The organism is Streptomyces purpureus, from assembly GCF_014648195.1.
Lineage (GTDB): Bacteria > Actinomycetota > Actinomycetes > Streptomycetales > Streptomycetaceae > Streptomyces > Streptomyces purpureus.
Genome location: NZ_BMQQ01000017.1, coordinates 26,980 through 53,451, shown reverse-complemented (window position 1 = coordinate 53,451; position 26,472 = coordinate 26,980). Strand labels below are relative to the sequence as shown.

Sequence of the window (26,472 nt, the reverse complement as noted above, 5' to 3'; positions counted from 1 at the left end):
CGATACTGGGATTGAACCAGTGACCTCTTCCGTGTCAGGGAAGCGCTCTCCCGCTGAGCTAATCGTCCTTGGAGGTGGAGACGGGATTTGAACCCGTGTAGACGGCTTTGCAGGCCGTTGCCTCGCCTCTCGGCCACTCCACCAGGAGTGAATACAGGGGTTCGGGAAGATCCCCCACATCGAGCGGACGACGAGATTCGAACTCGCGACCCTCACCTTGGCAAGGTGATGCTCTACCAACTGAGCCACGTCCGCTTGTCGTTTCCGTTTCGCTTGCGCGTCCCGGCGACGTGTTGAACTCTAGCGGATTCCTGGGCCAGTACAAAAACGCGTTTCCGCAGCGTGCTGACCTGTGTTCGTGTCGCGTTCACTCCAGGCCACCTCCGGGAGCCCCCGCCCCCGCCCCGGGGCGCCCCTCCCGGCGCCGCCCTAGACTCACATCCGTGCAGCACCTCGCTCCTCTGGCCCGCTTCGGCGGCCTCGTCGCCACCGACCTCCGGGACGTCACCCACGACCCCGAAGCCCTCGACTCCTCCGGCTTCTGGGCCGTCGCGGCGGACTTCGAAGGCCGTCTGACCTGCGCCCGCTTCGCGGACGTGCGAAGGGAGCCGGTGCCCGCCCCGGTCCCCGGCGGCTGGCGCGGCCCCGGGGCGGGGGACTGGACCTCCTCCCTGGACCGCGCCGCGTACATCGCGGGCGTCCGCCGGATCCGCGAGCACATCGCGGCCGGCGAGGTCTACCAGGCGAACCTCTGCCGGGTGCTGTCCGCGCCGCTGCCCGACCCGGACGCCTCGGACGTCGACGCACTGACCGCGCTCCTGGCCCGGGGAAACCCCGCACCCTTCGCAGGAACGATCCGGCTTCCCGCGCACGGCGTGGAGATCGCCACCGCCTCGCCCGAGCTCTACCTGCGCCGCACCGGCCGCACCGTCGAGTCCGGCCCCATCAAGGGCACCGGCCGCACCGCCGCCGATCTGCTCCCCAAGGACCACGCCGAGAACGTGATGATCGTCGACCTGGTCCGCAACGACCTCGGCCGCGTCTGCGAGACCGGAACGGTCGCCGTACCCGCCCTGTGCGCGATCGAGGAGCACCCCGGCCTCGTCCACCTCGTCTCCACCGTCAGCGGCCGGCTGCGCCCCGACGCCGGCTGGCCGGAGCTGTTCGCGGCCACCTTCCCGCCCGGCTCGGTCACCGGCGCCCCCAAGTCCAGCGCGCTGAGGATCATCGACGCCCTGGAGACCGCGCCCCGCGGCCCGTACTGCGGCGGCATCGGCTGGGTGGACGCCGGCGCCGGCACCGCCGAGCTCGCCGTCGGTATACGTACGTTCTGGATCGACCGCATGGCCGGAGCCCTGTGCTTCGGCACCGGCGCCGGCATCACCTGGGGCTCCGACCCCGAGCGGGAGTGGGCCGAGACCGAGCTGAAGGCGGCCCGGCTGCTCGCGGTAGCGTCGGGAACACACGAGTCGGGGGCACCCGAGGTGAGCGGAAAGGCCATTTCTCGATGAAACTCTGGGTCAACGGCGGCCTGCACGACGCGGACGCGGCCCGCGTGTCCGTACTGGACCACGGTCTGACTGTCGGCGACGGCGTCTTCGAGACGGTCAAGGCGGTACGAGGCGAGACCTTCGCCCTCACCCGGCACCTGGACCGGCTGACCCGCTCCGCCCGCGGACTGGGCCTGCCCGACCCCGACCTCGACGAGGTCCGCCGCGCCTGCGCCGCCGTCGTCGAGGCCAACCCGATGGAGCTCGGCCGGCTGCGGATCACGTACACCGGCGGGATCTCCCCGCTCGGCTCGGAACGCGGCGACACCGGCCCCACCCTCGTGGTCGCGCTCGGAGAGACCAGCCGCCGCCCGGACTCCACCGCCGTGATCACCGTCCCCTGGACCCGTAACGAGCGGGGCGCCCTCACCGGCCTGAAGACGACCTCGTACGGCGAGAACGTCGTCGCGCTCGCCCGCGCCCGCGAGCACGGCGCCTCCGAGGCGCTGTTCGCCAACACGGCCGGACAGCTCTGCGAAGGCACTGGCTCCAACGTCTTCGTCGTCCTCGACGGACAGATCCACACCCCGCCCCTCGCCTCCGGCTGCCTCGCGGGCATCACCCGCGCCCTGACCATCGACTGGACCGGCGCCCAGGAGAGCGAACTGCCCATGGACGTCCTGGACCGGGCCGAAGAAGTCTTCCTCACCTCGACCCTCCGCGACGTCCAGGCCGTCCACCGCGTCGACGGCCGTGAACTGCCCGGCGCCCCCGGTCCGGTCACCGCCAAGGCCATGCGGATCTTCGAGGAGCGCGCCGCGGCCGAAACGGACCCCCTGGAGCGGTGAAACCGCGTGACGCGCGGCCGCGGGGCAGGTACAACACCCCTGATGACCACCACCCTGCGGCCGACGGCGCCGCTCCAGCACTCCGCCGACGGAACACGTAACCGCCCCTACGAGGTCCGGGTGAACAGCCGACCGGTCGGATCGGTCCACCTCGCCACCATGCCCGGCTTCGGACCGGCCGTCGGCACCATGGAGGACCTGCGTATCGACGAGCCGGACCGCCGCCGGGGCCGTGGGACCGTCGCCGCGCTCGCCGCCGAGGAAGTGCTGCGGGGCTGGGGCTGCCGCCAGATCCTCGTCTCCGTACCGGCCGACGCGCACGCCGCGCTGCGGATGGCGGCCGCGCTCGGCTACACCGAACGCAGCCGCAACATGGTCAAGGAGCTCGGACCGGCCCCCGCCCTGCCGGCGGGCGTGGACGTCCGGCCCATGACGCAAGGTGAGTACGAGGTGTGGGAGGCCGCCTCCCGGGTGGGGTTCGCCCGCAGCTGGATCGAGCAGGGCGTCCCTGAGGAGCAGGCCAGGGCCAAGACCGAGGCCAGCATGCGCGAGAACCTTCCCGAGGGCCTGGCCACCCCGGGCGTCGCCCTCCATGTCGCCGTCCAGGACGGCGAGGTCGTCGGCACGCTCTGGACCGGACGGCGCGAGATCGCGCCTGGCGTACGGGCCGCCTTCGTCTACGACGTCGAGGTCACCGAGGAACGGCGCGGCCAGGGCCACGGCCGCACGCTGATGCTGCTGGCCGAACGGCTCACCCTGGAGGCCGGGGAGAGCAGGATCGGACTCCACGTCTTCGCCGGCAACACCCAGGCGCTGCGACTGTACGAATCCCTCGGCTACCGCACGACCCACCTGAACAGCGCGAAGGACCTGCTCTAGGCCGCCCTTCGATCCGGCCTCGCCCCCGCGCGCTCCTGATCTGCGTCGCCGGGGCGGCCCCGGCTGGTCTCGGCTCCGCGCGGGCAGCCGGTCCGCGCACGGGAGCTGAGGACGAGCCAGCGCCCGTCCGTTCTCGGCCCGTGCGCGAGGAACCCGGTCCGGGCCGGGCCCCGAGCGCAAGGCGGCCCCCGTCAGCTCTCGGCTCCGCGCGGGCAGCCGCTCCGGGCACGGGCCCCGAGTCGGCCCCGTCAGCCCCGTGCCCCGCGCGGACAGCCGCCCCGGGCACGGGGCCAGAGCCGCCCCCCCCGTCAGCCTCAGCCCTGCGCCAGCAGACGGTCCGCGATCGCCTCGATGCGCTCCCGCAGGCCCTCCTGGCTCCTGCCGCCGTCCAGGCGCTCGCCGCCGATCACGTACGTGGGGGTGCCGGTCACCCCGATCGCCTTGCCCTCGGCCTGGTCCGCGTCGACGATCAGGATGTGCCGGCCGTCGATCAGCGCCGTGTCGAACTCCTCGGCGTCCAGACCCAGTTCCCGCGCCACCTCGACCAGCACCGGCTCGCCGCGCGCGGTCAGCTCCTCCGTGCGGGCGAGCACGGCCTCCGCGTACGCCCAGCCCTGGCCCTGCTCCGCCGCCTCCTCGGCCGCCTGCGCCGCGGCGAAGGCATGCTTGTGCTTCTCCAGCGGGAAGTGCCGGAGCCGCACCTCCAGACGGTCCCCGTACCGCTCGCGCAGGGCGTGGATGTCCGTCAGGGCGCTGTGGCAGTCGGAGCACTGGAGCTCGCACCACACGTCCAGGACGACGGGGGCGGCGGTGCTGTCGGGGGTCGAGTCACTCATGGGGCCAGTCTTCCAGCCCCGTCCCGGCCCGCCCAACCGGCACCTGGGGAGGAGCGCGCCCCGGAGATCTCCCTGAAACCTGCCCCGCGCCGTGGCCCCGGCCGCGCCCGCAGGTGCAGGATGGAAGGGACGTATCGCCCCATGCCTGGAGGACCAGATGCTTGCCGAGACCATTTGTTCCGCGGTGGCCGCGGCCGGCCTGGGCATCGCGGCGATCACGGCGTACCGCAAGCGGTTCCTCACCGCCGCGCGGATCGCCGCCTACTCCCTCGTCCCGCTCGGGCTGGTCATGACCGGCGCCGTGGAGTGGCTGGCCAGGACGGCCTTCAGCCCGGTCGCGTGGGCCGGCTTCGGGATCCTGGGCGCGGCCTGGGTGCTGTTCATGTCGACCCGTACCGTCGAGCGGCGCAGGGGCGGCACCCGTAAGGAACGCAAGGCAGCCGCCAAGTCCGCCGCCGGACCCGAGGCCGTCGCCCCAGCCGCGTCGGCGCCGTCCCTGGGGCGTGCCGCCCCACCGCGGGCCGCGAACACCACGGCGAACGCCGGCGAGGACTTCAGCGACATCGAGGCCATCCTGAAGAAGCACGGCATCTGACCGGCCCGGCCGTCGGCTCGGCAACACGTCCACGGGGCGAGACGAGATCCGGTGAACTGCCCGGGCCGTGAAGCGTGTTGAGCGTTCACCACGCCGTGTCCTGCGTCATCATCGCCCCGAGATGCTGGATACCTCGCGGGACGAGTCACCCGCCCCCACCGAAGAGCCGCGAGGCTGCCTTTTCGCGCTCTCCCAGCCGCCGCTGATGATCTTCCTCGCGGTGATCGGCTGTCTGCTGCTCATGGCGTCCGTCCACGACCTCTTCCTGCTGTGAAGGGGCCCGGAGGGCGCGCTCAGCCCGCGGCTTCCTTGCGCCGCGCCCGGTACGCGGCCACATGGAGCCGGTTACCGCACGTCCGGCTGTCGCAGTAGCGGCGCGAGCGGTTGCGGGACAGGTCGACGAACGCGCGCCCGCAGTCCGGCGCCTCACAGCGGCGCAGCCGCTCCTGCTCACCCGCGACCACGATGAAGGCGAGGGCCATGCCGCAGTCGGCGGCCAGATGGTCCGCCACCGACGCGCCGGGCGCGAAGTAGTGCACATGCCAGTCGTAGCCGTCATGGTCGGTGAGCTGCGGCGTCGTGCCCGCGGCGGCCACCAGCTGATTGATCAGCGCGGCCGCGACCCGGGCGTCCGGCGCCGCGAACACCGCGGCGAACCGTTCCCGCACCTCCCGGACGGCCTTCAGGTCGCGTTCCCCGAGCTCACCCACGTCGCTGATGTCGTGCGCGCGCACGAACACGCCCAGCGCCGGTACGTCCCCGAGCTCGTCGCCCCGCCCGCCCTGCGGCGCGGTGTTCATCAGATCGACGACGGTGTCGAGGGCGATCCGGGTGTCGTGGGGGATCAGCACGCTTCGCTCCCTGGCCAGCTGCGGGCGGGCGCCCGCCGGATTGCGCTGACTCTAGCGGCTTGGGCACGAGGGACCCGGGGCGGTCCGAAACCGGGCCCCAAGAGGGCCCGAACCATCCCTGCCGGGGCCGAAAACCGCGCCGGAGGCCCCACCGAGGCCCTACGGAAGGCGCCGGGGCGGTACGGGCGAGGGCGGGCCGGAAAGCACGTCGGCGCCGTCACCGCGGTGGCTTCGCGGTGACGGCGCCGACGCCCGCCGTAGGGGGTTGTCCGCGCGGCGCCGTCGCCCCGAGTCGGACGGCGCCGTGCGGCTCTCGGCCTGGCTCAGCTTTCGGCCAGGATGTGGGAGAGCTCCGTGTCAAGGTCGAAGTGGCGATGCTCGGTGCCGGGTGGCACCGCGGCGTCGGTCCGCTTCAGGAACGACTCCAGGGCGCGCGCCGGGGCCTCGAGCAGGGCTTCGCCTTCAGGGGAGCTCAGCGCGATGCAGACGACGCCTTGACCATGGCTGCGCGACGGCCAGACGCGGACGTCGCCGGTGCCGGTGGGCCGGTGCAGACCTTCGGCGAGAAGATCGCGGGCGAAGACCCACTCGACCGTCTCTTCGGCACCGGTGTGGAAGGTGGCGTGCACGGCATAGGGATCGGCCGTGTCATACCGCAGGCCCGCGGGTACAGGCAGTGAGGACTCGCTCGACACAACGAGGCGCAGGTGCAGCTCGCAGCTGACCGTGGTGTTCATAAGCGCCAGGGCCTTTCGCTCAGTGTGCGCTCGGGGATTCGCACGTCGGCGAAATCGACATGCCACCTACGGTGCCGTTGTAAACCCCTCTGTCTGTTTTGTGATCCTTCAGGTAGCTCGTATGGCGGTGTGCAACTTCCGCTCGTACCGCCATTCGGGTACATCGGCGCGGTCCGGTAGGTTGGGGTCATGAATGCGGAGAGTGACGAGCGGGGAAAGGTCGCCGGGCCCGGGACCAAGGCCGCCGCGACGGGGGACGTGACCGAAGAGGAGCCGCCGCTCGGCTCCCGGGCGCCAGACTTCATCAAAGCGCGCCGAACACTCCACCTGAGCTGGCAGGTCGGAGTCTTCGTGGTCGGCCTGGCCGTCGTCGGCGCGGGCGTCGCGATGCTGGTGCTGCCAGGACCGGGCTGGGTGGTGATCTTCGGTGGCATGGCCATCTGGGCCACCGAGTTCGTCTGGGCCCAGCTGGTGCTGCGCTGGACGAAGCGGAAGGTGACCGAGGCGGCGCAGAAGGCGCTCGACCCCAAGGTGCGGCGCCGGAACATCATCCTGACAACGGTCGGTCTGGTCATCGTCGCCGTCCTGGTGGGCATCTACCTCTGGAAGTACGGCCTCGCCCTGCCCTGGAACATCGACCGCTGACCCTCCTGATGGTCAAAGGCCCCGCTGACATGCGGTAATGTTTGCGGTGCGCCCGGGCGATTAGCTCAGTGGGAGAGCGCTTCGTTCACACCGAAGAGGTCACTGGTTCGAACCCAGTATCGCCCACCCGGATCGAAGGCCCTGGAGGATCTCCTCCAGGGCCTTCGTCGTGCCCGGCCCCCTGAGGGGGCCGGACTCAGTGCAGCCGGCCGAGCCGCTCGCGCAGCCGCCGCGCGTCCCGCAGCCGCTGCTCGTAGGTGGCACCCACGGCGAGCAGCAGCAGCCCGGCCAGCAGCGGCGGCAGCCAGCGGGGCAGCGCGCCGACGGCCTGGACCACGTACGGCGCCAGCTCGTGCAGGGCGTCGAGGCCGAGGACGATCCCGCCGAGAACCAGCGGAGCCTGGAGCCGCAGCCGGGCACCGGCCAGAGTGACCAGCAGCGCGCCGGCCCCCAGGAGCAGCGGCCGCGGCCAGTGGTCGTCACCCCAGGCCGCGGCGAGACTCGGCAGGAGCGTCGCGGCGAGACCCGGACCGTACGCCGTCCACGACGAGACCTGAGCGTCCCGCCGGCGCCGCAGCACCCCGACGGCGAGTGCCGGAACGGTGACCGGCAGGGTGTACGCCTCCGGCGCCGAGACCTCCCAGGCACCCAGCCGCACCCAGGTCGCCAGCAGGAAGAGCCCGCCCGCGACCCATCCGGCGACCGGCCGGCGTTCCTCCCGCACGGCCGTCGCCGCGGCCACGACCCCGCCCAGCGCGAGCACCAGTGCCAGATACGCAGGACGCGGCACGGCGAGCCCGACCGCGAGCAGGCCTGCCGCGGCCCCGGTCACCTCCACCGGCAGCGCGACGGGGTGCCGCCGCAGCCGGGCACCCAAGGCCGCCGTGGCGGCGGGCACGGCGAGCAGCGCGAGCGCCGCCTGGTGCACCGGCAGTCCGGCGGCCGCGGCGCCTGCCGCGACCAGCCCCGTGGCGGCGACGACGGCCGAGCAGGCGGCCACGGTCCGTACGGCTTCGGCAGCGGCCACCGCGACCCCGGCGAACAGCGCGCAGAGCACCCCCAGGGCGACGAACGTCGCCGACCGCGTCCCCAGAGCCAGCACAGCCCCGCCGACGGCCGTCACCAGAGCGCACACCAGCGCGGTGACGGCGAGCGCCCCCTCCGGCGACGGACGACCCGAGACCGTGGCCGGCTCCGTTTCGGCGGAAACACCGTCCGAGGCATCCTCCGAGGTGGACTCCCGCGCCGCCGCCGGCCCCCGGCCCACGCCCCATGTCAGCAGCCCCGGCCGGGACGCGACCGCCAAGGCCGCCGCCGTCGTCACCAGGAACGACGCCAGGCTCGGACCGGCCACCAGCAGGACCGTCGCACAGGCGAGAGCCAGCGCAACGCAGCGGGACCACACGTACGGGAACCAGACCAGCGCCGTCGCGGCCGTCAGCAGCACCAGCGGAGCCGCCGGCTCGGTGTGGGGGAAGGCAGGGGCACCCGCCCAGACCCCGTTCAGCGTCGTCAGCGGGACCGCCAGCACCAGCGCCACCGCCGGCAGCGCCCACGCCACCGAGACGGCCGCGACCGTCCCCGACGCGATCGTGAAGCCCTGCCGCACCCGCTGCGGAGCCGCCAGCAGCGCCACCCCGCACAGCAGATAGGCCAGGACCGCCCAGTCGGAGGGGACGGCAGCACGCAGCACCCCGCCCACCGCGGCCACCGCCGCCAGGCCCGCCACCACGGCACCGGCCGTCGACGCGGCCGGCGTCCGCCAGGTCGCGTACACCGCCACGGCCCCCGCGGCCAGCAGCAGCGCCCCCGGCGCGAAAGCGGCCGCCACGGACCCGGCACTCACCGAGAACCAGACACCCGCGAGCAGCGCCCAGCCGCCCATCCCGCCCCCGACCGTCAGAGCCACGACACGGACCGCGATCCGGGCCGTCGCCCGCTCCGCCACCACGGCCGTCCCGGCCGCCGTCACCAGCGCCGCCCAGCCCAGCACCAGACCGCCCGCGTCCGCCGCCAGCGCCCACAACGGCAGGGGAAGCCCCGCCACGGCCACCGAGGCCGGCAGCGGAATCCTCAGCCGCCCGAGCACCAGCCCGTACGCCGCCCACACCCCGCACAGCACAGACGCAGCGGCCGCCGTGTACCCGACCGCGCCGGACCCCGGCAGCGCGACCCGGTACAGCGCGTACGCGTCCAGGACCGTCAGCACCAGACCCAGCGCCGCCACCGACTCCGCCGTCGACACCAGACCGCGACGCAGCAGCGGCACGGGCGCGCCGAGCGTCGCCACCGTCACCACGGCCAGCACCGCGGCCCGGCCGCCGATGCCCAGATGACCCCAGCTGACCAGGGTGAACGCAACAGCCGCGACCGTCAGCAGGACCCCGCCGAGCGTGAGTAGAACGTTCTGCACGCTGGGCGGTGAAGCCTCGGCGCGCGGGCCCCAGGCCTTCGGTTGCGCGGCGGGAACGGGCGGGTGCAGGACATGCAGCAGCCAGGCACGGCGGGCCAGCAACTGGGACCGGCGGGCATCGAGTTGAGCCAGCTCACGGTCGACCAGCGCCAGCTCCTCGGCGGGCGGCAGGGCAGTGGACATGCCAGGAGTGTGGCCCAGAGCACACCCCTCGGCATGGGCGGGGATACTCAGATCCCGGCTGAGTACTCACCTGCCCCCGCAACGAGTTTGAACGGAACCCGCCGGGACCTGTATGGTTCAACCCGTTCCCGGGCGATTAGCTCAGTGGGAGAGCGCTTCGTTCACACCGAAGAGGTCACTGGTTCGAACCCAGTATCGCCCACCGGGAAAGGGCCGGTCCGCACAGCGGACCGGCCCTTTTTGCACCCTCCGCGCCATGAATCACGCCGCGGCCGCCGGGAGTTCCGGCCGCAACGGCCAGGCCGGATCGACCGCCTCCGGCGTGCCGTTCCGCGCGAACCACGCCTGCAACCCCCGCGCCTGCGCCGCGTGCCACACCGCCTGCAACGTGTGCAGCTCCGCCGGGGACAACCGCTCCAGACGGCCGGCGAACCGCCGCGCCACCGCCCGCACGAGCTCCAAGGCCGCCGTCGCGTCCGCGGCCGCGTCATGCGCCCCCGCCAGCTCCACCCCGTACTGCGCACACAGATCGGTCAGCGTGCGCCGCCCCTTGCGATACCGGTCCAGATGCTTGTCCAGAACCCTCGGGTCCAGCACACACAGCGGCACATTCTCCAGATACCGCGCCAGCGGCGAAGCCCGATGGCGCCGCAGCTCCCGGTCCAGCATCGTCAGGTCGAACGGCGCGTTCATCACCACTATCGGCCGCCCCGCGGCACACTGCTCCGCCAGCGCCCGGCCTATCTCCTCCATCACCGGCGCCGGCCAGCGCCCGTTGCACCGCAGATGATCCTCCGTCAGACCATGCACCGCTATCGCCTCGGCCGGCACCGGCACCCCCGGATTCACCAGCCAGCGACTCACCCGCGGCCGCGACCCGGCCGCATCCTGGACGACGAGAGCGGCCGAGACGATCCGGTCCTCCTCGACGTCAACTCCCGTGGTCTCCGTGTCGAATGAGGCCAAGGGGCCCTCGTACCACAGCGTCATCGCCGAACTCCTCGCACGTAGCTGGCAGATGGCGTCGTCCCACTGCCCGAACCGGTGATACCCGGCCTGTTTGCCCTGTACGCAACGCGGTGACAACACAGATGACGGGACGTGAGTTGACGCCCCGTCTCGGAAAAATCGATCGGAACGGCCCGGAAGGTACGGGGAGCCCCATGGCGCTCGCGCAGCCCGAACCCCAAGGAGGGCTGTTGCCGCAGCGGACCGCACCGCTGCGCGGAGCGCTCGCCACCACCGCCTGCATGGAGACCCTCCAGGTGGGCTACCTCCACGCGGTCGCGGCCGCCGCCGGCTGCTCGCTCGCACAACCCTTTCCGGACAACGGCATCGACTGGCACGTGAGCCACAGCGCCCCCGGCCACACCGTCGACGACGAAGTCACCATCAAGGTCCAGCTCAAATGCACCTACCAGATCGCCCCACACCCCCCAGGGGCCGCGTTCTCCTTCACCCTCGACAACGACCACCTGGTGAAGCTGGCCCGCAGCCCCGTCTCGGTGCACAAGATCCTCGTCGTGATGCTCGTGCCCCGAACCCAGGACGAATGGGTACGGGCCGGCCACGACCGGCTCGACCTGCGCCACTGCTGCTACTGGATCAACCTGGCCGGTCACCCCGTGACGGGCAGACGCCGCACCACCGTGCGCATACCGACGTCACGGATATTCGACGACCGGGCCCTGTGCGAGATCATGGCCCGGGTCGGGGTGGGAGGGAGACCCTGATGCACCGCCCGATCGACGAGCCACCCACCGGCCCGCTCCCGCCCGCCGACGCCCGCCCCCGACCCCCGCTGCCCGGCCCCTGGCACGTCGGCGCACAGGAACCCGACCCCGCGCGCGTGGACCCGCTCGTGCTCGGCGCCCTGCTCGCCCGGCACGGCTGGCGACGGCGCGGCGGAGCGGCCGGCCGCTACACCCGCTGGACCCCACCCGGCCCCGGCACGGGCACGAGCCTGCTCGTCCCCGAGAGCCGCGCCTTCCCCGACAGCGAGGACCTCGTCGGCGAAGCCCTCACCGCACTCGCCCGCAGCGCCGCCCCCTCCGCACGCGAGGTCCTCGTCTCCCTCACCGTCCCCAGCGACGAGATCCGCTGGTGGCGCGACGTCCCCCAGGGCCCCTCCGGCGAGGTCCCCTGGCCCGTACAGGAACAGCTCAGGTCCGCCGCCCGCCAGCTGCTCCTGGCCGGCGCCCTCGCCGTACGCGGCCGGGCCGGCTACTACGGCGCCCGCCACCGGAGGCAGGCCCAGGCCTCACTCGAAAGCTTCCTGGTCGCCACCGGCCCCTCAGGCCGCGGCCTGACCGCTTTCGTCCCCGTCGACCCCGGCCGCCCGATCGCGGTCCGGCTCTACCACGCGCTGTACGCGGCCCGGGAAGCCGCCGACTACCAGCGCGCCACCGGCGGCATGGAGGCATTCGACGCCGCCGTCGAAGCCGGCGTGAGCCGCGAACTGACCGAGGCGCTCATCGCGCTGGTACGCGGCGCCGAAGGCGCCAGGATCGCCCTCGAATGGGCCCCCGCCGCCGGCGTCCCCGAAGGCTGCGCCGCACGGCCCGAACCGGTGGAGTTCTCACCCGGCGACCTGCCCGCCCTGCGCGAGGCGGGCAGCCGCTACCTCTCCGACGAGCCTTCGATCCCCGTCCGCATCACCGGCACCGTCGTCCGCATGCGCAGGTCAGGCCCCGGCGGCGAGGGCACCGTACGGCTGCGCGTCCTCGGCGGGGCGGAGGTCCCGCACATCCGGGTCGCCCTCGACGAGGAGTCGTACCGCACGGCCGGCCACGCCCATCTGCTCGGACTGCCGATCCGGGTCGTGGGCCGGCTGGAGAGCAGGGGCGGCTTCCGACGCCTGACGGACGCGTCCGGAGTGGTGCCCGTACAGGTCGACGAGGCCGAGCGGGACCGGCTGCTCAAGTCGCTCCAGGAGAATCTGGACTTCTTCGAGGAGGCGTGCGGCAGCGACGACTGACCTGGACGTCCGACACAACTGTTTCGCGGTCGGGCACGGATGCTCGGTACGATCGGCGGCGACGCGGCACCTCGTCTCTGTCGCGCACCACCGGCGCCGGCACCTCGTGTCTGCCGCGCCCCAATGTATGGAGCACCTGTGTCTGATGTCCGTGTGACCGTCCAGTCCGCCTCAGGATCCGAGGAACGGGCGGTGAGCGCGGGCACCACGGCCGGCGCCCTGTTCGCCGACGACCGCACCGTCGTCGCCGCCCGCGTCGGCGGCGAGCTGAAGGACCTGACCTACGCCCTCGCCGAGGGCGACGTCGTCGAACCCGTCGAGATCTCCTCCGAGGACGGTCTCAACATCCTGCGCCACTCCACCGCGCACGTCATGGCCCAGGCCGTGCAGGAGCTCTTCCCCGAGGCCAAGCTCGGCATCGGCCCGCCGGTCAAGGACGGCTTCTACTACGACTTCGATGTCGAGAAGCCGTTCACCCCCGAGGATCTCAAGGCCATCGAGAAGAAGATGCAGGAGATCCAGAAGCGCGGCCAGCGCTTCTCCCGCCGTGTGGTCACCGACGAGGCCGCCCGCGAGGAGCTCGCCGACGAGCCGTACAAGCTGGAGCTCATCGGCATCAAGGGCGCCGCGTCGACCGACGACGGCGCGAACGTCGAGGTGGGCGGCGCCGAGCTGACCATCTACGACAACCTGGACGCGAAGACCGGCGAGCTGTGCTGGAAGGACCTCTGCCGCGGCCCGCACCTGCCGACCACCCGGAACATCCCGGCCTTCAAGCTGATGCGCAACGCGGCCGCCTACTGGCGGGGCAGCGAGAAGAACCCGATGCTTCAGCGCATCTACGGCACCGCCTGGCCGTCCAAGGACGAGCTGAAGGCGTACCTCGACTTCCTCGCCGAGGCCGAGAAGCGTGACCACCGCAAGCTCGGCAGCGAGCTGGACCTCTTCTCCATCCCCGACGAGATCGGCTCCGGTCTCGCGGTCTTCCACCCGCGCGGCGGCATCATCCGCCGGGTCATGGAGGACTACTCGCGCAAGCGGCACGAGGAGGAGGGCTACGAGTTCGTCTACTCGCCGCACGCGACCAAGGGCGCCCTCTTCGAGAAGAGCGGCCACCTGGACTGGTACGCGGAGGGCATGTACCCCCCCATGCAGCTCGACGGTGGTACCGACTACTACCTCAAGCCCATGAACTGCCCGATGCACAACCTGATCTTCGACGCGCGTGGCCGCTCGTACCGTGAGCTGCCGCTGCGCCTGTTCGAGTTCGGCACCGTGTACCGGTACGAGAAGTCGGGCGTCGTGCACGGCCTGACCCGCGCCCGCGGCTTCACCCAGGACGACGCGCACATCTACTGCACCCGCGAGCAGATGGCGGAGGAGCTGGACAAGACCCTCACCTTCGTCCTGAACCTGCTGCGCGACTACGGTCTGACCGACTTCTACCTGGAGCTGTCCACCAAGGACGAGACCAAGTTCGTCGGCTCGGACGAGGCGTGGGAGGAGGCCACCGCGGTCCTCCAGCAGGTCGCCGAGAAGCAGGGCCTTCCGCTCACCCCCGACCCGGGCGGCGCGGCCTTCTACGGCCCGAAGATCTCGGTGCAGGCGCGGGACGCCATCGGCCGTACCTGGCAGATGTCGACCGTCCAGCTCGACTTCAACCTCCCCGAGCGCTTCGACCTGGAGTACACCGGCCCCGACGGCTCCCGCCAGCGCCCGGTCATGATCCACCGCGCGCTCTTCGGCTCGATCGAGCGGTTCTTCGCCGTCCTGCTGGAGCACTACGCGGGCGCCATGCCGCCGTGGCTGGCCCCGGTCCAGGCGGTCGGCATCCCGATCGGCGACGCGCACGTCGAGTACCTCCAGGAGTTCGCGGCGGAGGCGAAGCGCAAGGGCCTGCGGGTCGAGGTCGACGCGTCCTCGGACCGGATGCAGAAGAAGATCCGGACCCACCAGAAGCTGAAGGTGCCGTTCATGATCATCGTCGGTGACGAGGACATGTCCGCCGGCACGGTCTCCTTCCGCTACCGCGACGGCTCGCAGGAGAACGGGATCGCCCGTGACGAGGCGCTGGCGAAGCTGGTCGACGTCGTGGAGCGCCGCGTCCAGGTGTGACACCTGAGTAGGGCTCGGTCCCCGGGAAGCTCAGCTTTCCGGGGGCCTTTTCTCGTCCTCCCACGCAAACGTCTGGATCAGCCACGACGAGAACGAACCCGTCGCCGCCCCCAGCAGCCCAAGCCCGCACGCCATCACCCCCACCGCGGTGAGCCGCCCCAGCCCTGTCACCGGCGTCACGTCGCCGTACCCCACCGTCGCCAGCGTCGCGCACGTCCACCAGACCGCGTCGCCGAAGGTACGGATCGACGCACCCGGGGCGCCGTGCTCCACGTGGTACACCGTGAGGGCGGCCGTGAAGCCGAGCAGGCCCACCGTCAGGCCCGCGTACACGATCACGCGCGCGTAGAGGCTGAGCCGGGGCCGTGCGCGGCGGCGGCGGACGGCCTCGTACCGGCGGACGATCCGCAGGGGCCGCAGCAGGGGAAGGAGCAGTACGAGCGTGTCCAGCCAGTGGCTGCGCAGAAAGCGGAGTCCCTGGCCGCTGAGGCGGAGCTGTACGGCGTAGTCGACCGCGAAGAAGGCCCAGGAGGCGAGGATGACTGCGGTGCAGAGCAGCCGCCAGGTGTCGGAGAGACCGGGGGCGAGGACCCGTACCGCGTAGCCGGTGAGGAAGAGGAGCGAGGCGACGGCGAGCGGGGTGTCGGTGCGGCGCTCCCAGCGTTCTTGGCTCTCGGTCACGGGCTCAGGATCCCCTCACCCGGCATGGCGGCACATGATCGACGCCCCGGCGGCACGCTCCGAACGGGCGAAGCCATATGCTGCACAGCATGACGATTGAGCCGGAGCAGCAGATCGGAGTGGGGACGCAGGACGCGTTCCAGCGCCTGTGGACGCCTCACCGGATGGCGTACATCCAGGGCGAGAACAAGCCGACCGGCCCGGGGGCCGACGACGGCTGTCCGTTCTGCTCGATTCCGGCGAAGTCCGACGAGGACGGGCTGGTGATCGCGCGCGGTGAGAAGGTGTACGTCGTGCTGAATCTGTATCCGTACAACGGCGGCCATCTGATGGTGGTGCCGTACCGCCATGTCGCCGACTACACGGAGCTGGACGACGCGGAGACGGTGGAGCTGGCGGCGTTCACCAAGCATGCGATGACGGCGCTGCGGGCGGCCTCCGGGGCTCATGGGTTCAACATCGGCATGAACCAGGGCGGTGTGGCCGGGGCGGGTATCGCCGCTCATCTGCACCAGCACGTCGTGCCGCGCTGGGGTGGCGACACGAACTTCATGCCGGTGGTGGGCCACACCAAGGTGCTGCCGCAGCTGCTCGCGGACACCCGCAAGATGCTTGCGGACGCCTGGCCGGTGGCCTGACGTCCGCGTTCCGGCCGGTCGGTCTCGTCGAGGGCGGCTACGCGTCGTAAAGGTCGGCCTTCCTCGGCATGGGTTCCTGGACCATGCCGCTGAGGATGAGCGAGCGGTTGGTGAAGCGTTCGGTGTCCACGCCGTGCTCGTCGAGGACCTTGATGGTGGCGGCGTGGACGGCGCGCATGACGGGGGTGGCCGCGCGGATCACGTCGTCGGCCATGAAGCGGTTGCCCCAGGGTTTGGCGGCCCAGGCGTGGCGCAGGCCGAAGGGCTCCGGCAGGACGAGTTTGCCGCCGAGGAAGTCGAGGACCGGCGGGAACCAGGTCAGGGGTGCGCGGACGGCCTGGCGGACGACCTCGTTGGTCTCCACGAGGGGCAGGGGGATTTCCTTGGTCTCCCAGAACCGGACGGTCTTGGAGACCTCCTTGGTCTTGGGGGCCGGTTTGGTGGTGAACAGGCCGTGGACCGGGCCGAGCGCGTGGCCGGTGACCTCGATGCGCAGGGTGTGCAGCAGTGAGGTCACCGTGATCATCATGGTGAGGACCAGCTGGCCGTCCCACAGGGTGAACTGCACGCCGAGGTAGTGGCGGTTTCCGCTGCCGAACTGCTGGTCGTTGCAGATGCGCTGTATTTCGTGCGGCTTCACCTGGAAGGTGACGATGTTCTCGCCCTCCGGGCGGGCGACCTCCTTGGCGCCTTCGCCGACGGGGGAGACGATCCAGTGCTTCACCGTCGGCTTGGGGAAGCCGGTCTTGAGGGAGCCGCGCTCCAGGAGTTTCAGCTGGTCGTGGATGGGGCGTACGACGTCCCAGGCGCGGAAGTCGTGGATCTCCCGGCCTTCCTTGGGGACGAGCTCCTCGGCCAGTGTCCAGCTGCCCCAGCGGGTGCCCATGCCCAGTATTCCCTTGGCGCCCGCGTAGAAGACGATGTTGGAGTGCTGCTCGGCGGTGAGCTTCTCCAGGGCTTGGCGGAGCTCCTCGGCGGCGCTCTGGCCGGGGTCCTGGGGGACCGCTTCGGGGATTTTGGCGCCGATGCCGCCGCCGCTGAGCAGGGAGTCCCAGCGGGCGCGCAGGTCCTTGGCGGTGGTCTCGCAGATGCGCTTGGCGAGGAACCAGCCGAGCGCCGGGGCGATGATCATCGCGCGCAGGTAGAAGGAGAGGAAGCCGGTGAAGGGCAGGGCGACCATCACGAGCACGGCGAGGATGCCGACGCCGGCGAGGAGGGCGGTGCCCAGGGCGCCGGCTTTCTTGTCGGAGGCGCCGGCGATGGTGCGGCGCAGCTGGAAGACGCCGAGCCACAGCAGCAGGCCGGGCAGGAAGAGGATGCCGAAGAGGAACGTGACGAGGGTGAGCCGGGTGTCGCGTTGTTTGCGGATCCGGGTGGCGGCCAGGCAGTGTTCGACGACCGGCTGGGGTTCGGTGCCGAACGACTGGATCAGTGCCTTGCGGGCGCCGCCGAGGAGTCGTACCTGTACGGCCCGGGAGAACGCCTCGCCCAGGTCGGGTTCGAAGAGGCTGAACTTGCCTTTCTTGACCGTGGATTCATGCCATTCGTTGTTGGCTTCCAGGATCTTGTCCACCGGGCCGTCGCGGTACGCGGCGGAGGCGAGCGCATGGGTGGCCGCCATCTGTCCGTCCGATCCCTGGAGGGGGATCTGTGCCCCGGGACCGAAACCTCCGTCGAAACTCAACTCCGCCCCCATCGCCGCGTGCCGTGCGTGTCTCCGCTCTGCGGCCTGTTCCCAACCCGCGTGCCCCGCACACCTTCTGAGCTGGGGCACCCCAGCGTATCGGGCACGCGGTGTGCGCGTCAGGTGACCGGACAAGGGCGGCCGAATGCCGCCCACCTCAGTGGAGTTGAGGTGGGCGGCTGGGTCGGCCGGGGTTAACTATGTTCCCTTTTCCGCCTGTTCGCGGATCTTTTCGGCGAGTTGGGGTGGCATGGCTTCGTGGCGGGCGTACGAGCGGTCGAAGCGGCCGGTGCCGTGCGAGATGGAGCGCAGGTCCACGGCGTAGCGGCCGATCTCGATCTCCGGCACCTCGGCTCGTACGAGCGTCCGCCCCGGGCCTGCCTGTTCGGTGCCGACGACTCGGCCGCGCCGGCCGGACAGGTCGCTCATCACGGCGCCGACGAAGCCGTCCGGTACGAGCACCTCGACTTCGGCGACCGGCTCCAGGAGGTTGATCCGCGCGTCTGCGGCGGCCTCGCGCAGCGCCAGCGCGCCGGCCGTCTGGAAGGCGGCGTCGGAGGAGTCCACCGAGTGGGCCTTGCCGTCCAGCAGCGTCACGCGTACGTCGACGAGCGGGTATCCGGCCGCGACGCCGCGTGCCGCCTGGGCCCGTACGCCCTTTTCGACGGACGGGATGAACTGGCGGGGTACCGCGCCGCCCACGACCTTGTCGACGAACTCGATTCCGGAGCCGGCGGGCAGCGGTTCCACCTGGATCTCGCAGATCGCGAACTGGCCGTGTCCGCCGGACTGTTTCACGTGCCGCCCGCGGCCTGCGGCCGGGGTGGCGAACGTCTCCCGTAGGGAGACCTTGTGCGGGACGACGTCGACCTGGACGCCGTAGCGGGTGCGCAGCCGTTCGAGGGCCACGTCCATCTGGGCCTCGCCCAGGCACCAGAGGACGACCTGGTGGGTGTCCTGGTTCTGTTCGAGCCGCAGGGTGGGGTCCTCGGCGACCAGCCGGGCGAGTCCCTGGGAGAGCTTGTCCTCGTCGGCCTTGCTGTGCGCCTGGATGGCGAGCGGCAGCAGGGGGTCGGGCATGGACCAGGGCTCCATCAGGAGCGGGTCGTCCTTGCCGGACAGGGTGTCCCCGGTCTCGGCGCGGGCCAGTTTGGACACGCAGGCGAGGTCCCCGGCGATGCACTTGTTGAGGCCGCGCTGGTGTTTGCCGAAGGGGACGGACAGGCCGCCGATGCGTTCTTCGACGTCGTGGTCCTCGTGGCCGCGGTCCTCCAGGCCGTGGCCGGAGACGTGGATGGTCTCGTCGGGGCGCAGGGTGCCGGAGAAGACCCGTACCAGCGAGAGCCGGCCGACGTAGGGGTCGGAGGCGGTCTTGACGACCTCGGCGACCAGGGGGCCGTCCGGGTCGCACACGATCTGGGGGCGGGGTTTGCCGTCGGGGGTGGTGACGGCGGGTGCCTCGCGCTCCAGGGGGGTGGGGAAGCCGCCGGTGATCAGTTCGAGCAGCTCGACCGTGCCGAGGCCCTCCTTGCCGCCGTCGCCGGCGGGTGCGGCGGCGAGCACGGGGTGGAAGACGCCCCGGGCGACGGCCTTCTCCAGGTCGTCGACGAGCGTCTTGAGGTCGATCTCCTCGCCGCCGAGGTAGCGGTCCATGAGGGACTCGTCCTCGCACTCGGCGATGATCCCCTCGATGAGCCGGTTGCGGGCCTCCTGGATGAGTTCCTCCTGCCCGGCGTCGGGCGGATTCTCGCTGCGCGAGCCGGAGGAGTAGTCGAAGATCTTGCGGGTGAGCAGCCCGACCAGGCCGGTGGCGGGCGCGTGCCCGTCGGGCGCTTCGGCGCCGTGGACCGGCAGGTAGAGCGGGAGTACGGCATCGGGGTCGTCGCCGCCGAAGATCTGCCCGCACACCTTCGTGAGCTCGTCGAAGCTGGTGCGCGCGGTGTCAAGGTGGGTGACGACGATGGCGCGGGGCATGCCGACCGCCGCGCACTCCTCCCACACCATCCGGGTGGCGCCCGCGACGGCGTCGGCCTCCTGTGCGGCCGAGACGACGAAGAGGGCCGCGTCCGCTGCCCGCAGACCGGCCCTCAGCTCCCCGACGAAGTCGGCGTACCCGGGGGTGTCGAGGAGGTTGATCTTGTATCCGCCCCATTCCACCGGGACGAGGGAGAGTTGTACAGAGCGTTGCTGGCGGTGTTCGATCTCGTCGTAGTCGGAGACCGTGCCGCCGTCCTCGACCCGCCCGGCCCGGTTGACCGCGCCGGCGGTCAGGGCCAGTGCCTCGACGAGGGTGGTCTTGCCCGATCCGCTGTGGCCGACCAGCACCACGTTGCGTACCTCCGAGGGCTGGTCGGCCGCTGTAGCCCTGCCGGCGGCCCCGGGGTGGGTGTTCGCCTTGTCGCCCATGATTCATGCCTCCCGATCGCTTGCACGGTGAGGTGGGGGCGCGGGCGGGGAGCCGCGACGGGAGGCTCCGGCGATGCCCGCGGTGGTCTTTCGAGCTTTGCACTGCCGTCACGCTGCGTCCATACGTCGTACGGTGCCGACGGCGTTCGCCGGACACGGCGGCCGGAGGACGACGGGCTGTGACGGAGGGCCGGAACGGCCCCAGCGGGGGGCTCGCGGGGGGCGCGACGCGACGGGCCGGGTGCGCGGCGTGGCCCGGGACCGTCCTGGCTACGATGGGCCAGCCGGTGGCCGTAGGGGCCGCACGGCCCACCGACCCCTCGGGAAGGCCATGCTGAACAAGTACGCGCGTGCCTTTTTCACGCGTGTCCTCACGCCGTTCGCCGCGTTTCTGCTCCGCCGGGGAGTGAGCCCCGACGCGGTCACGCTCATCGGCACGGCCGGGGTGATGGCGGGTGCGCTGGTCTTCTTCCCCCGGGGAGAGTTCTTCTGGGGCACGATCGTCATCACGCTGTTCGTCTTCTCGGACCTGATCGACGGCAACATGGCCCGCCAGGCGGGCATCTCCAGCCGCTGGGGCGCCTTCCTCGACTCGACCCTCGACCGGGTCGCCGACGGGGCGATCTTCGGCGGCTTCGCGCTCTGGTACGCGGGCGGCGGAAATGACAACGTCCTGTGCGCCGTGTCGATTTTCTGCCTGGCCAGTGGGCAGGTGGTCTCATACACCAAGGCGCGCGGTGAGGCCATCGGCCTGCCGGTGGCCGTCAACGGTCTGGTGGAGCGGGCCGAACGGCTGGTGATCTCGCTGGTCGCGGCCGGTCTGGCCGGTCTGCACGCGTTCGGCGTGCCGGGCGTCGACGTCCTGCTCCCGATCGCCCTGTGGATCGTGGCGGTGGGCTCGGCGGTGACCCTGGGGCAGCGGGTGGTGACGGTACGGCGCGAGTCGGCCGAGGCCGACGCGGCCGCCGCGCACGGACGGGAGGCGACCTCGTGAGCAGCGTCAAGGACAGGCTCACCGACAGCCTGTACGGACTGGGCTGGGCCACCGTCAAGAAGCTCCCGGAGCCGGTCGCGGCAGGGCTGGGCCGCCGCATCGCCGACATGGCCTGGAGCCGCCGGGGCAAGAGCGTGCTGCGGCTGGAGTCCAACCTCGCGCGCGTGGTGCCCGACGCCACCCCTGAGCGCCTGGCCGAGCTCTCCAAGGCCGGCATGCGCTCGTACATGCGCTACTGGATGGAGTCCTTCCGCCTGCCGACCTGGAGCAAGGAGCGGGTCTCGGGCGGCTTCGACGTGAAGGACGTCCACCACCTCACGGACGGCCTGGCCGCGGGCAAGGGCGTCATACTCGCGCTGCCGCACCTGGCCAACTGGGACCTCGCCGGGGTGTGGGTGACCCGCTCCCTGGGCGTGCCGTTCGCCACCGTCGCCGAGCGGCTGAAGCCGGAGACGCTGTACGACCGCTTCGTCGCCTACCGCGAGTCGCTGGGGATGGAGGTGCTGCCGCATGCCGGCGGCTCGGCCTTCGGGACCCTGGCGCGGCGGCTGCGGGCCGGGGGGCTGGTCTGCCTGGTGGCCGACCGGGACCTGTCGGCGTCCGGTGTCGAGGTGAAGTTCTTCGGCGAGACCGCGCGCATGCCCGCCGGTCCCGCGATACTCGCCCAGCAGACCGGCGCGCTGCTGCTGCCGGTGACTCTCTGGTACGACGAGACGCCGGTGATGAAGGGGCGGGTCCATCCGCCGATCGAGGTACCCGAGACAGGTGCCAGGGCGGAGAAGACGTCCTCCATGACACAGGCGCTGGCCGACGCCTTCGCCACCGGCATCGCCGAACACCCGGAGGACTGGCACATGCTCCAGCGGCTGTGGCTCGCCGACCTCGAGGAGCGCCCCGCCCCGCCCGGGGAGCCGCGCCCATGAAGATCGGCATCGTCTGCCCGTACTCCTGGGACGTGCCCGGCGGCGTCCAGTTCCACATCCGGGACCTCGCCGAGCATCTGATCCGGCTCGGCCACACCGTCTCCGTCCTGGCCCCCGCCGACGACGAGACCCCGCTGCCGCCGTACGTCGTCTCGGCGGGCCGGGCCGTGCCCGTCCCGTACAACGGCTCGGTGGCCCGGCTCAACTTCGGCTTCCTGTCGGCGGCGCGGGTGCGGCGCTGGCTGCACGACGGCACGTTCGACGTCATCCACATCCACGAGCCGACCTCGCCCTCCCTCGGGCTGCTGACCTGCTGGGCGGCGCAGGGCCCGATCGTGGCGACCTTCCACACGTCCAACCCGCGCTCGCGGGCGATGATCGCGGCCTATCCGATCCTGCAGCCCGCGCTCGAGAAGATCAGCGCGCGGATCGCGGTGAGCGAGTACGCGCGGCGGACCCTGGTGGAGCACCTCGGCGGCGACGCGGTGGTCATCCCCAACGGCGTGGACGTCGATTTCTTCGCCAAGGCCGAACCGAAGGCGGAGTGGCAGGGCGGCACGCTGGGCTTCGTCGGGCGTATCGACGAGCCGCGCAAGGGCCTGCCGGTCCTGATGAAGGCGCTGCCCAAGATTCTCGCCGAGCGGCCCGACACGCGGCTCCTGGTCGCCGGGCGCGGCGACGAGGAGGAGGCGGTGGCGTGTCTGCCGCCGGAGATGCGCCGGCAGGTCGAGTTCCTCGGCATGGTCAGCGACGAGGACAAGGCGCGGCTGCTGAGCAGCGTCGATGTGTATGTGGCGCCCAACACCGGCGGCGAGAGCTTCGGCATCATCCTCGTGGAGGCCCTTTCGGCCGGGGCCCCGGTCCTCGCCAGCGACCTCGACGCCTTCGCCCAGGTCCTGGACCAGGGCGGCGCGGGTGAGCTCTTCGCCAACGAGGACGCGGACGCGCTGGCCAAGACCGCCCTGCGGCTGCTGGCCGACGCGCCGCGCCGCGAGGAGCTCCGGGCCCGGGGCAGCGCGCATGTGCGCCGCTTCGACTGGTCGACGGTGGGTGCGGACATCCTGGCGGTGTACGAGACGGTGACGGACGGCGCGGCGTCGGTGGCGACGGACGAACGCACGGGCCTGATGGCCAGGTTCGGCCTGGCCAGGGATTGACTTTTTTAGGGCTCGGTTCACCTCCGGGCGCTTTTAGCGGGCGCCGACGGTCGATCGTGCTCGGCCCCCCTCGTTCCTCGGGGGCCTGCGCGCGTTCTCCCTGTCGGCGCCCGCGCGCCCTTCGGTTCACTCGCCAGGCGGTCGGGGTGACCGTGAGGCGGTCGTGGTGGGCCCGAAACGGTCGTGGTGGCTGTTCAGGCAGGCGGTCGTGGTGGGCGTTGGCGCCCGGAGGCGAACCGAGCCTCCAAAAAACACCCGGTAGCCTGGGCGCCCGTGACCGCAACACTGATCTGGATTGTCGTTGGGCTTGTCGCGATCGGCCTGTATTTGAGCTGGACCGCGGGGCGGCTCGATCGGCTGCATACGCGGATCGATGCGGCCCGCGCGGCTTTGGACGCGCAGCTTCTGCGGCGTGCTTCGGTGGCTCAGGAGTTGGCGACGTCGGGCGTTCTGGATCCTGCCGCGTCGATCGTGCTGTATCAGGCCGCGCATGCGGCCCGGCAGGCGGAGGGGGAGCAGCGGGAGGTCGCGGAGAGCGAGTTGAGTCAGGCGTTGCGGGCGGTGTTCGGGGAGCCGGAGCAGGTCGATGTGGTGCGGCAGGCGCCGGGTGGGGAGGATGCGGCGGGGGAGCTTGCGGCGGCGGTGCGTCGGGTTCCGATGGCCCGCCGGTTCCACAACGACGCCGTTCGCGCGGCCCGTGCGCTGCGCCGGCACCGTAAGGTGCGCTGGTTCCGGCTGGCGGGTCATGCCCCGTTCCCGCTGGCTTTCGAGATGGACGACGAGCCGCCCGTCGCGTTGGCGGACCGCCCCTGAGCAGGCCCGCCGTACCCCCTGAGAGCCCCCTCAATCGAAGCCGACGTACCGTCCTGACCTCGGAAAACGAGCCACCGGCTCTCCATTGGCCCTTGCTGTGGCCCTGAGGTGGCCTGTTTCCTTCCTGTGTCGTAACCCCCCGTTCTCCGAATGAGGTCACTTCCGTGTCCAGCACGCTTCCCACCACCCCGCAGTCCGCTGAGTCCTCGGCGATCGGTACGTCCCGCGTGAAGCGCGGCATGGCCGAGCAGCTCAAGGGCGGCGTGATCATGGACGTGGTCAACGCCGAGCAGGCGAAGATCGCCGAGGACGCCGGCGCCGTGGCCGTCATGGCCCTGGAGCGGGTCCCCGCGGACATCCGCAAGGACGGCGGCGTTGCCCGTATGTCCGACCCGAACATGATCGAGGAGATCATCGGCGCGGTCTCGATCCCGGTCATGGCCAAGTCCCGTATCGGCCACTTCGTCGAGGCGCAGGTCCTGCAGTCCCTGGGTGTCGACTACATCGACGAGTCCGAGGTCCTCACCCCGGCCGACGAGGTCAACCACTCCGACAAGTGGGCCTTCACCACCCCCTTCGTCTGTGGCGCCACCAACCTGGGCGAGGCGCTGCGCCGGATCGCCGAGGGCGCGGCCATGATCCGCTCGAAGGGTGAGGCCGGCACCGGCAACGTCGTCGAGGCCGTCCGTCACCTGCGCCAGATCAAGAACGAGATCGCCAAGCTGCGCGGCTTCGACAACAACGAGCTGTACGCGGCCGCCAAGGAGCTGCGCGCCCCGTACGAGCTCGTCAAGGAGGTCGCCGAGCTCGGCAAGCTGCCGGTGGTGCTCTTCTCCGCCGGTGGTGTGGCGACCCCGGCCGACGCCGCGCTGATGCGTCAGCTCGGTGCCGAGGGTGTCTTCGTCGGCTCCGGCATCTTCAAGTCGGGCGACCCGGCCAAGCGCGCCGCCGCCATCGTGAAGGCCACGACCTTCTTCGACGACCCGAAGATCATCGCGGACGCGTCGCGCAACCTGGGCGAGGCCATGGTCGGCATCAACTGCGACACCCTCCCCGAGGCCGAGCGCTACGCCAACCGGGGCTGGTAAGCACCATGAGCAACCCCGTCATCGGCGTCCTGTCCCTCCAGGGCGATGTACGGGAGCACCTGATCTCCCTGGCCGCGGCGGACGCCACGGCCAGGGAGGTGCGGCGCCCCGAGGAGCTCGCCGAGGTCGACGGCCTGGTCATCCCGGGCGGCGAGTCCACCACCATCTCCAAGCTGGCCACGCTGTTCGGCATGATGGAGCCGCTGCGTGAGCGCATCGCGGCCGGCATGCCCGTCTACGGCACCTGCGCCGGTCTGATCATGCTCGCCGACAAGATCCTGGACCCGCGTTCGGGTCAGGAGACGTTCGGCGGCATCGACATGATCGTCCGCCGTAACGCCTTCGGCCGGCAGAACGAGTCCTTCGAGGCGTCCGTCGCCGTCGAGGGCGTCGAGGGCGGCCCCGTCGAGGGCGTCTTCATCCGTGCCCCGTGGGTCGAATCGACCGGCGCGCAGGTGGAGATCCTCGCCGAGCACGAGGGCCACATCGTGGCCGTACGCCAGGCAAACGCCCTGGCCACGTCCTTCCACCCGGAGCTGACGGGCGACCACCGGATGCACGCCCTGTTCGTCGAGATGGTGCGCGCGGCGGCCTGAGAGGTCCCGGTAGGATCTCTGGGGTTCGTTCAGAAATGGGTTACGCGAAGGAGACAGGCAGATGTCCGGCCACTCTAAATGGGCTACGACGAAGCACAAGAAGGCCGTGATCGATGCCAAGCGCGGCAAGCTCTTCGCGAAGCTGATCAAGAACATCGAGGTCGCGGCCCGGACCGGCGGTGCCGACCCGGACGGTAACCCCACCCTCTTCGACGCCATCCAGAAGGCGAAGAAGAGCTCCGTGCCGAACAAGAACATCGACTCCGCGGTCAAGCGCGGCGGCGGCCTGGAGGCCGGTGGCGTCGACTACGCCACGATCATGTACGAGGGTTACGGCCCGAACGGTGTCGCCGTGCTCATCGAGTGCCTCACCGACAACCGCAACCGCGCCGCCTCCGACGTGCGCGTCGCCATGACCCGTAACGGCGGCTCGATGGCCGACCCGGGCTCGGTCTCGTACCTCTTCAACCGCAAGGGCGTCGTCGTGCTCCCCAAGGGTGAGCTGTCCGAGGACGACGTCCTGGAGACCGTGCTCGAAGCCGGTGCCGAGGAGGTCAACGACCTCGGTGAGAACTTCGAGGTCATCAGCGAGGCCACCGACCTGGTCGCGGTCCGCACCGCCCTCCAGGAGGCCGGTATCGACTACGACTCCGCCGAGTCCAGCTTCGTCCCGACCATGCAGGTCGAGCTGGACGAGGAGGGCGCGCGCAAGATGTTCAAGCTGATCGACGCCCTGGAGGACAGTGACGACGTGCAGAACGTCTTCGCCAACTTCGACGTCTCGGACGAGGTCATGGAGAAGGTCGACGCCTGATCGGCATTCTGATCAGCGCCTGACACACGCCTGTGCGACGGGCCGACGGGGACACACCCCCCGTCGGCCCGTCGCGTTGTCAGTGCCTGCCGATAGCCTGCACGAACAA

25 protein-coding genes and 4 tRNA genes are annotated in these 26,472 nt (G+C 71.3%); 19 read left to right on the top strand and 10 right to left on the bottom strand.

Translation table 11 applies throughout. The features are described 5' to 3' along the window. Positions 1 to 69 precede the first annotated feature (69 nt). Together IEZ01_RS21430 and IEZ01_RS21425 are read right to left on the bottom strand one after the other, a co-directional pair. Positions 70 to 143, bottom strand: a tRNA-Cys gene (locus IEZ01_RS21430). A 39-nt stretch (positions 144 to 182) separates the two neighbouring features. Further along, positions 183 to 255 (bottom strand) — tRNA-Gly (locus IEZ01_RS21425). Positions 256 to 443: 188 nt separating this feature from the next. Between IEZ01_RS21425 and IEZ01_RS21420 the strand changes: the two genes are divergently transcribed. Genes IEZ01_RS21420 through IEZ01_RS21410 form a run of 3 tightly spaced genes read left to right on the top strand, consistent with a single transcriptional unit; the run spans position 444 to position 3,217 of the window. Further along, the gene (locus IEZ01_RS21420) at positions 444 to 1,511 is read left to right on the top strand and encodes a chorismate-binding protein (RefSeq protein ID WP_189203237.1); all 1,068 of its coding nucleotides are present in this window, start codon (positions 444 to 446) and stop codon (positions 1,509 to 1,511) included. After that, a complete protein-coding gene (locus tag IEZ01_RS21415; protein WP_019884886.1) occupies positions 1,508 to 2,338 on the top strand; it encodes an aminotransferase class IV in 831 nt (276 codons plus the stop codon). The genes IEZ01_RS21420 and IEZ01_RS21415 overlap by 4 nt, the downstream gene beginning before the upstream one ends. Before the next feature lie 42 nt (positions 2,339 to 2,380). Continuing rightward, entirely contained in the window at positions 2,381 to 3,217 is an 837-nt protein-coding gene (locus IEZ01_RS21410; RefSeq protein WP_189203235.1) for a GNAT family N-acetyltransferase, read from the top strand. 314 nt (positions 3,218 to 3,531) lie between these two features. On the opposite strand, the gene IEZ01_RS21405 is transcribed toward IEZ01_RS21410, so the two are convergent. After that, a complete protein-coding gene (locus IEZ01_RS21405; protein WP_189203233.1) occupies positions 3,532 to 4,053 on the bottom strand; it encodes a DsbA family protein in 522 nt (173 codons plus the stop codon). 157 nt (positions 4,054 to 4,210) lie between these two features. On the opposite strand from IEZ01_RS21405, the gene IEZ01_RS21400 reads away from it, so the two are divergent. Further along, complete coding sequence (locus IEZ01_RS21400; RefSeq protein ID WP_028797322.1) at positions 4,211 to 4,648, top strand: hypothetical protein; 438 nt, start codon at positions 4,211 to 4,213, stop codon at positions 4,646 to 4,648. A gap of 121 nt (positions 4,649 to 4,769) precedes the next feature. Then, the gene (locus IEZ01_RS21395) at positions 4,770 to 4,922 is read left to right on the top strand and encodes a hypothetical protein (protein WP_019884882.1); all 153 of its coding nucleotides are present in this window, start codon (positions 4,770 to 4,772) and stop codon (positions 4,920 to 4,922) included. Positions 4,923 to 4,941: 19 nt separating this feature from the next. Here the strand turns inward: IEZ01_RS21395 and IEZ01_RS21390 are convergent, their stop codons facing one another. Further along, on the bottom strand, positions 4,942 to 5,499 hold the full coding sequence (locus IEZ01_RS21390) for a CGNR zinc finger domain-containing protein (protein WP_019884881.1): 558 nt from the start codon (positions 5,497 to 5,499) through the stop codon (positions 4,942 to 4,944). 323 nt (positions 5,500 to 5,822) lie between these two features. Beyond that, on the bottom strand, positions 5,823 to 6,236 hold the full coding sequence (locus tag IEZ01_RS21385) for an SsgA family sporulation/cell division regulator (protein ID WP_003959770.1): 414 nt from the start codon (positions 6,234 to 6,236) through the stop codon (positions 5,823 to 5,825). 189 nt (positions 6,237 to 6,425) lie between these two features. Here IEZ01_RS21385 and IEZ01_RS21380 point away from each other — a divergent pair, with 189 nt between their 5' ends. Both IEZ01_RS21380 and IEZ01_RS21375 read left to right on the top strand, forming a co-directional pair. Further along, positions 6,426 to 6,881 carry a TIGR02611 family protein gene (locus IEZ01_RS21380; protein ID WP_189203231.1) on the top strand — a complete coding sequence of 152 codons (456 nt, stop codon included), beginning with the start codon at positions 6,426 to 6,428 and terminating at the stop codon, positions 6,879 to 6,881. Positions 6,882 to 6,935: 54 nt separating this feature from the next. Beyond that, positions 6,936 to 7,007 (top strand) — tRNA-Val (locus IEZ01_RS21375). 70 nt (positions 7,008 to 7,077) lie between these two features. Here IEZ01_RS21375 and IEZ01_RS21370 read toward each other — a convergent pair. Further along, on the bottom strand, positions 7,078 to 9,477 hold the full coding sequence (locus tag IEZ01_RS21370) for an SCO7613 C-terminal domain-containing membrane protein (protein WP_189203229.1): 2,400 nt from the start codon (positions 9,475 to 9,477) through the stop codon (positions 7,078 to 7,080). A 130-nt stretch (positions 9,478 to 9,607) separates the two neighbouring features. On the opposite strand from IEZ01_RS21370, the gene IEZ01_RS21365 reads away from it, so the two are divergent. Then, positions 9,608 to 9,679, top strand: a tRNA-Val gene (locus IEZ01_RS21365). A 59-nt stretch (positions 9,680 to 9,738) separates the two neighbouring features. Here IEZ01_RS21365 and IEZ01_RS21360 read toward each other — a convergent pair. Continuing rightward, the gene (locus tag IEZ01_RS21360) at positions 9,739 to 10,467 is read right to left on the bottom strand and encodes a 3'-5' exonuclease (protein WP_019884878.1); all 729 of its coding nucleotides are present in this window, start codon (positions 10,465 to 10,467) and stop codon (positions 9,739 to 9,741) included. A gap of 173 nt (positions 10,468 to 10,640) precedes the next feature. Between IEZ01_RS21360 and IEZ01_RS21355 the strand changes: the two genes are divergently transcribed. The 3 genes from IEZ01_RS21355 (at position 10,641) to thrS (ending at position 14,569) form a co-directional block, all read left to right on the top strand. Then, on the top strand, positions 10,641 to 11,210 hold the full coding sequence (locus IEZ01_RS21355; protein WP_189203227.1) for a DUF4365 domain-containing protein: 570 nt from the start codon (positions 10,641 to 10,643) through the stop codon (positions 11,208 to 11,210). Beyond that, positions 11,210 to 12,454, top strand: coding sequence for a hypothetical protein (locus tag IEZ01_RS21350; RefSeq protein WP_189203225.1), 1,245 nt, complete (start codon positions 11,210 to 11,212; stop codon positions 12,452 to 12,454). The genes IEZ01_RS21355 and IEZ01_RS21350 overlap by 1 nt, the downstream gene beginning before the upstream one ends. Positions 12,455 to 12,592: 138 nt before the next feature. Next, the gene (gene thrS, locus IEZ01_RS21345) at positions 12,593 to 14,569 is read left to right on the top strand and encodes a threonine--tRNA ligase (protein ID WP_028797320.1); all 1,977 of its coding nucleotides are present in this window, start codon (positions 12,593 to 12,595) and stop codon (positions 14,567 to 14,569) included. Between the two features lie 30 nt (positions 14,570 to 14,599). Here the strand turns inward: thrS and IEZ01_RS21340 are convergent, their stop codons facing one another. After that, positions 14,600 to 15,250, bottom strand: a complete 651-nt coding sequence (locus tag IEZ01_RS21340; RefSeq protein WP_189203223.1) for a potassium channel family protein — start codon at positions 15,248 to 15,250, stop codon at positions 14,600 to 14,602. A gap of 77 nt (positions 15,251 to 15,327) precedes the next feature. Between IEZ01_RS21340 and IEZ01_RS21335 the strand changes: the two genes are divergently transcribed. Next, the gene (locus tag IEZ01_RS21335; protein WP_019884871.1) at positions 15,328 to 15,888 is read left to right on the top strand and encodes an HIT family protein; all 561 of its coding nucleotides are present in this window, start codon (positions 15,328 to 15,330) and stop codon (positions 15,886 to 15,888) included. A gap of 37 nt (positions 15,889 to 15,925) precedes the next feature. Here the strand turns inward: IEZ01_RS21335 and IEZ01_RS21330 are convergent, their stop codons facing one another. Continuing rightward, the gene (locus IEZ01_RS21330; protein WP_189203221.1) at positions 15,926 to 17,584 is read right to left on the bottom strand and encodes an AbeC-like domain-containing protein; all 1,659 of its coding nucleotides are present in this window, start codon (positions 17,582 to 17,584) and stop codon (positions 15,926 to 15,928) included. 186 nt (positions 17,585 to 17,770) lie between these two features. Further along, entirely contained in the window at positions 17,771 to 19,978 is a 2,208-nt protein-coding gene (locus IEZ01_RS21325) for an elongation factor G-like protein EF-G2 (protein WP_189203219.1), read from the bottom strand. Positions 19,979 to 20,309: 331 nt separating this feature from the next. Between IEZ01_RS21325 and pgsA the strand changes: the two genes are divergently transcribed. The 7 genes from pgsA (at position 20,310) to IEZ01_RS21290 (ending at position 26,363) form a co-directional block, all read left to right on the top strand. Next, on the top strand, positions 20,310 to 20,972 hold the full coding sequence (gene pgsA, locus IEZ01_RS21320; RefSeq protein WP_189203217.1) for a phosphatidylinositol phosphate synthase: 663 nt from the start codon (positions 20,310 to 20,312) through the stop codon (positions 20,970 to 20,972). Then, a complete protein-coding gene (locus tag IEZ01_RS21315) occupies positions 20,969 to 21,895 on the top strand; it encodes a phosphatidylinositol mannoside acyltransferase (protein WP_019884867.1) in 927 nt (308 codons plus the stop codon). Before pgsA ends, IEZ01_RS21315 begins: the two co-directional genes overlap by 4 nt. Further along, complete coding sequence (locus tag IEZ01_RS21310) at positions 21,892 to 23,052, top strand: glycosyltransferase family 4 protein (RefSeq protein ID WP_019884866.1); 1,161 nt, start codon at positions 21,892 to 21,894, stop codon at positions 23,050 to 23,052. The genes IEZ01_RS21315 and IEZ01_RS21310 overlap by 4 nt, the downstream gene beginning before the upstream one ends. 273 nt (positions 23,053 to 23,325) lie before the next feature. Further along, on the top strand, positions 23,326 to 23,865 hold the full coding sequence (locus tag IEZ01_RS21305; protein WP_019884865.1) for a membrane protein: 540 nt from the start codon (positions 23,326 to 23,328) through the stop codon (positions 23,863 to 23,865). A 164-nt stretch (positions 23,866 to 24,029) separates the two neighbouring features. Next, a complete protein-coding gene (gene pdxS, locus IEZ01_RS21300; RefSeq protein ID WP_019884864.1) occupies positions 24,030 to 24,953 on the top strand; it encodes a pyridoxal 5'-phosphate synthase lyase subunit PdxS in 924 nt (307 codons plus the stop codon). Between the two features lie 5 nt (positions 24,954 to 24,958). After that, positions 24,959 to 25,549 carry a pyridoxal 5'-phosphate synthase glutaminase subunit PdxT gene (gene pdxT, locus IEZ01_RS21295; protein ID WP_019884861.1) on the top strand — a complete coding sequence of 197 codons (591 nt, stop codon included), beginning with the start codon at positions 24,959 to 24,961 and terminating at the stop codon, positions 25,547 to 25,549. A gap of 61 nt (positions 25,550 to 25,610) precedes the next feature. Continuing rightward, positions 25,611 to 26,363 (top strand): YebC/PmpR family DNA-binding transcriptional regulator, encoded by a 753-nt coding sequence (locus tag IEZ01_RS21290; protein ID WP_028797318.1) that lies wholly within the window; start codon positions 25,611 to 25,613, stop codon positions 26,361 to 26,363. The last annotated feature ends 109 nt before the right edge of the window (positions 26,364 to 26,472 follow it).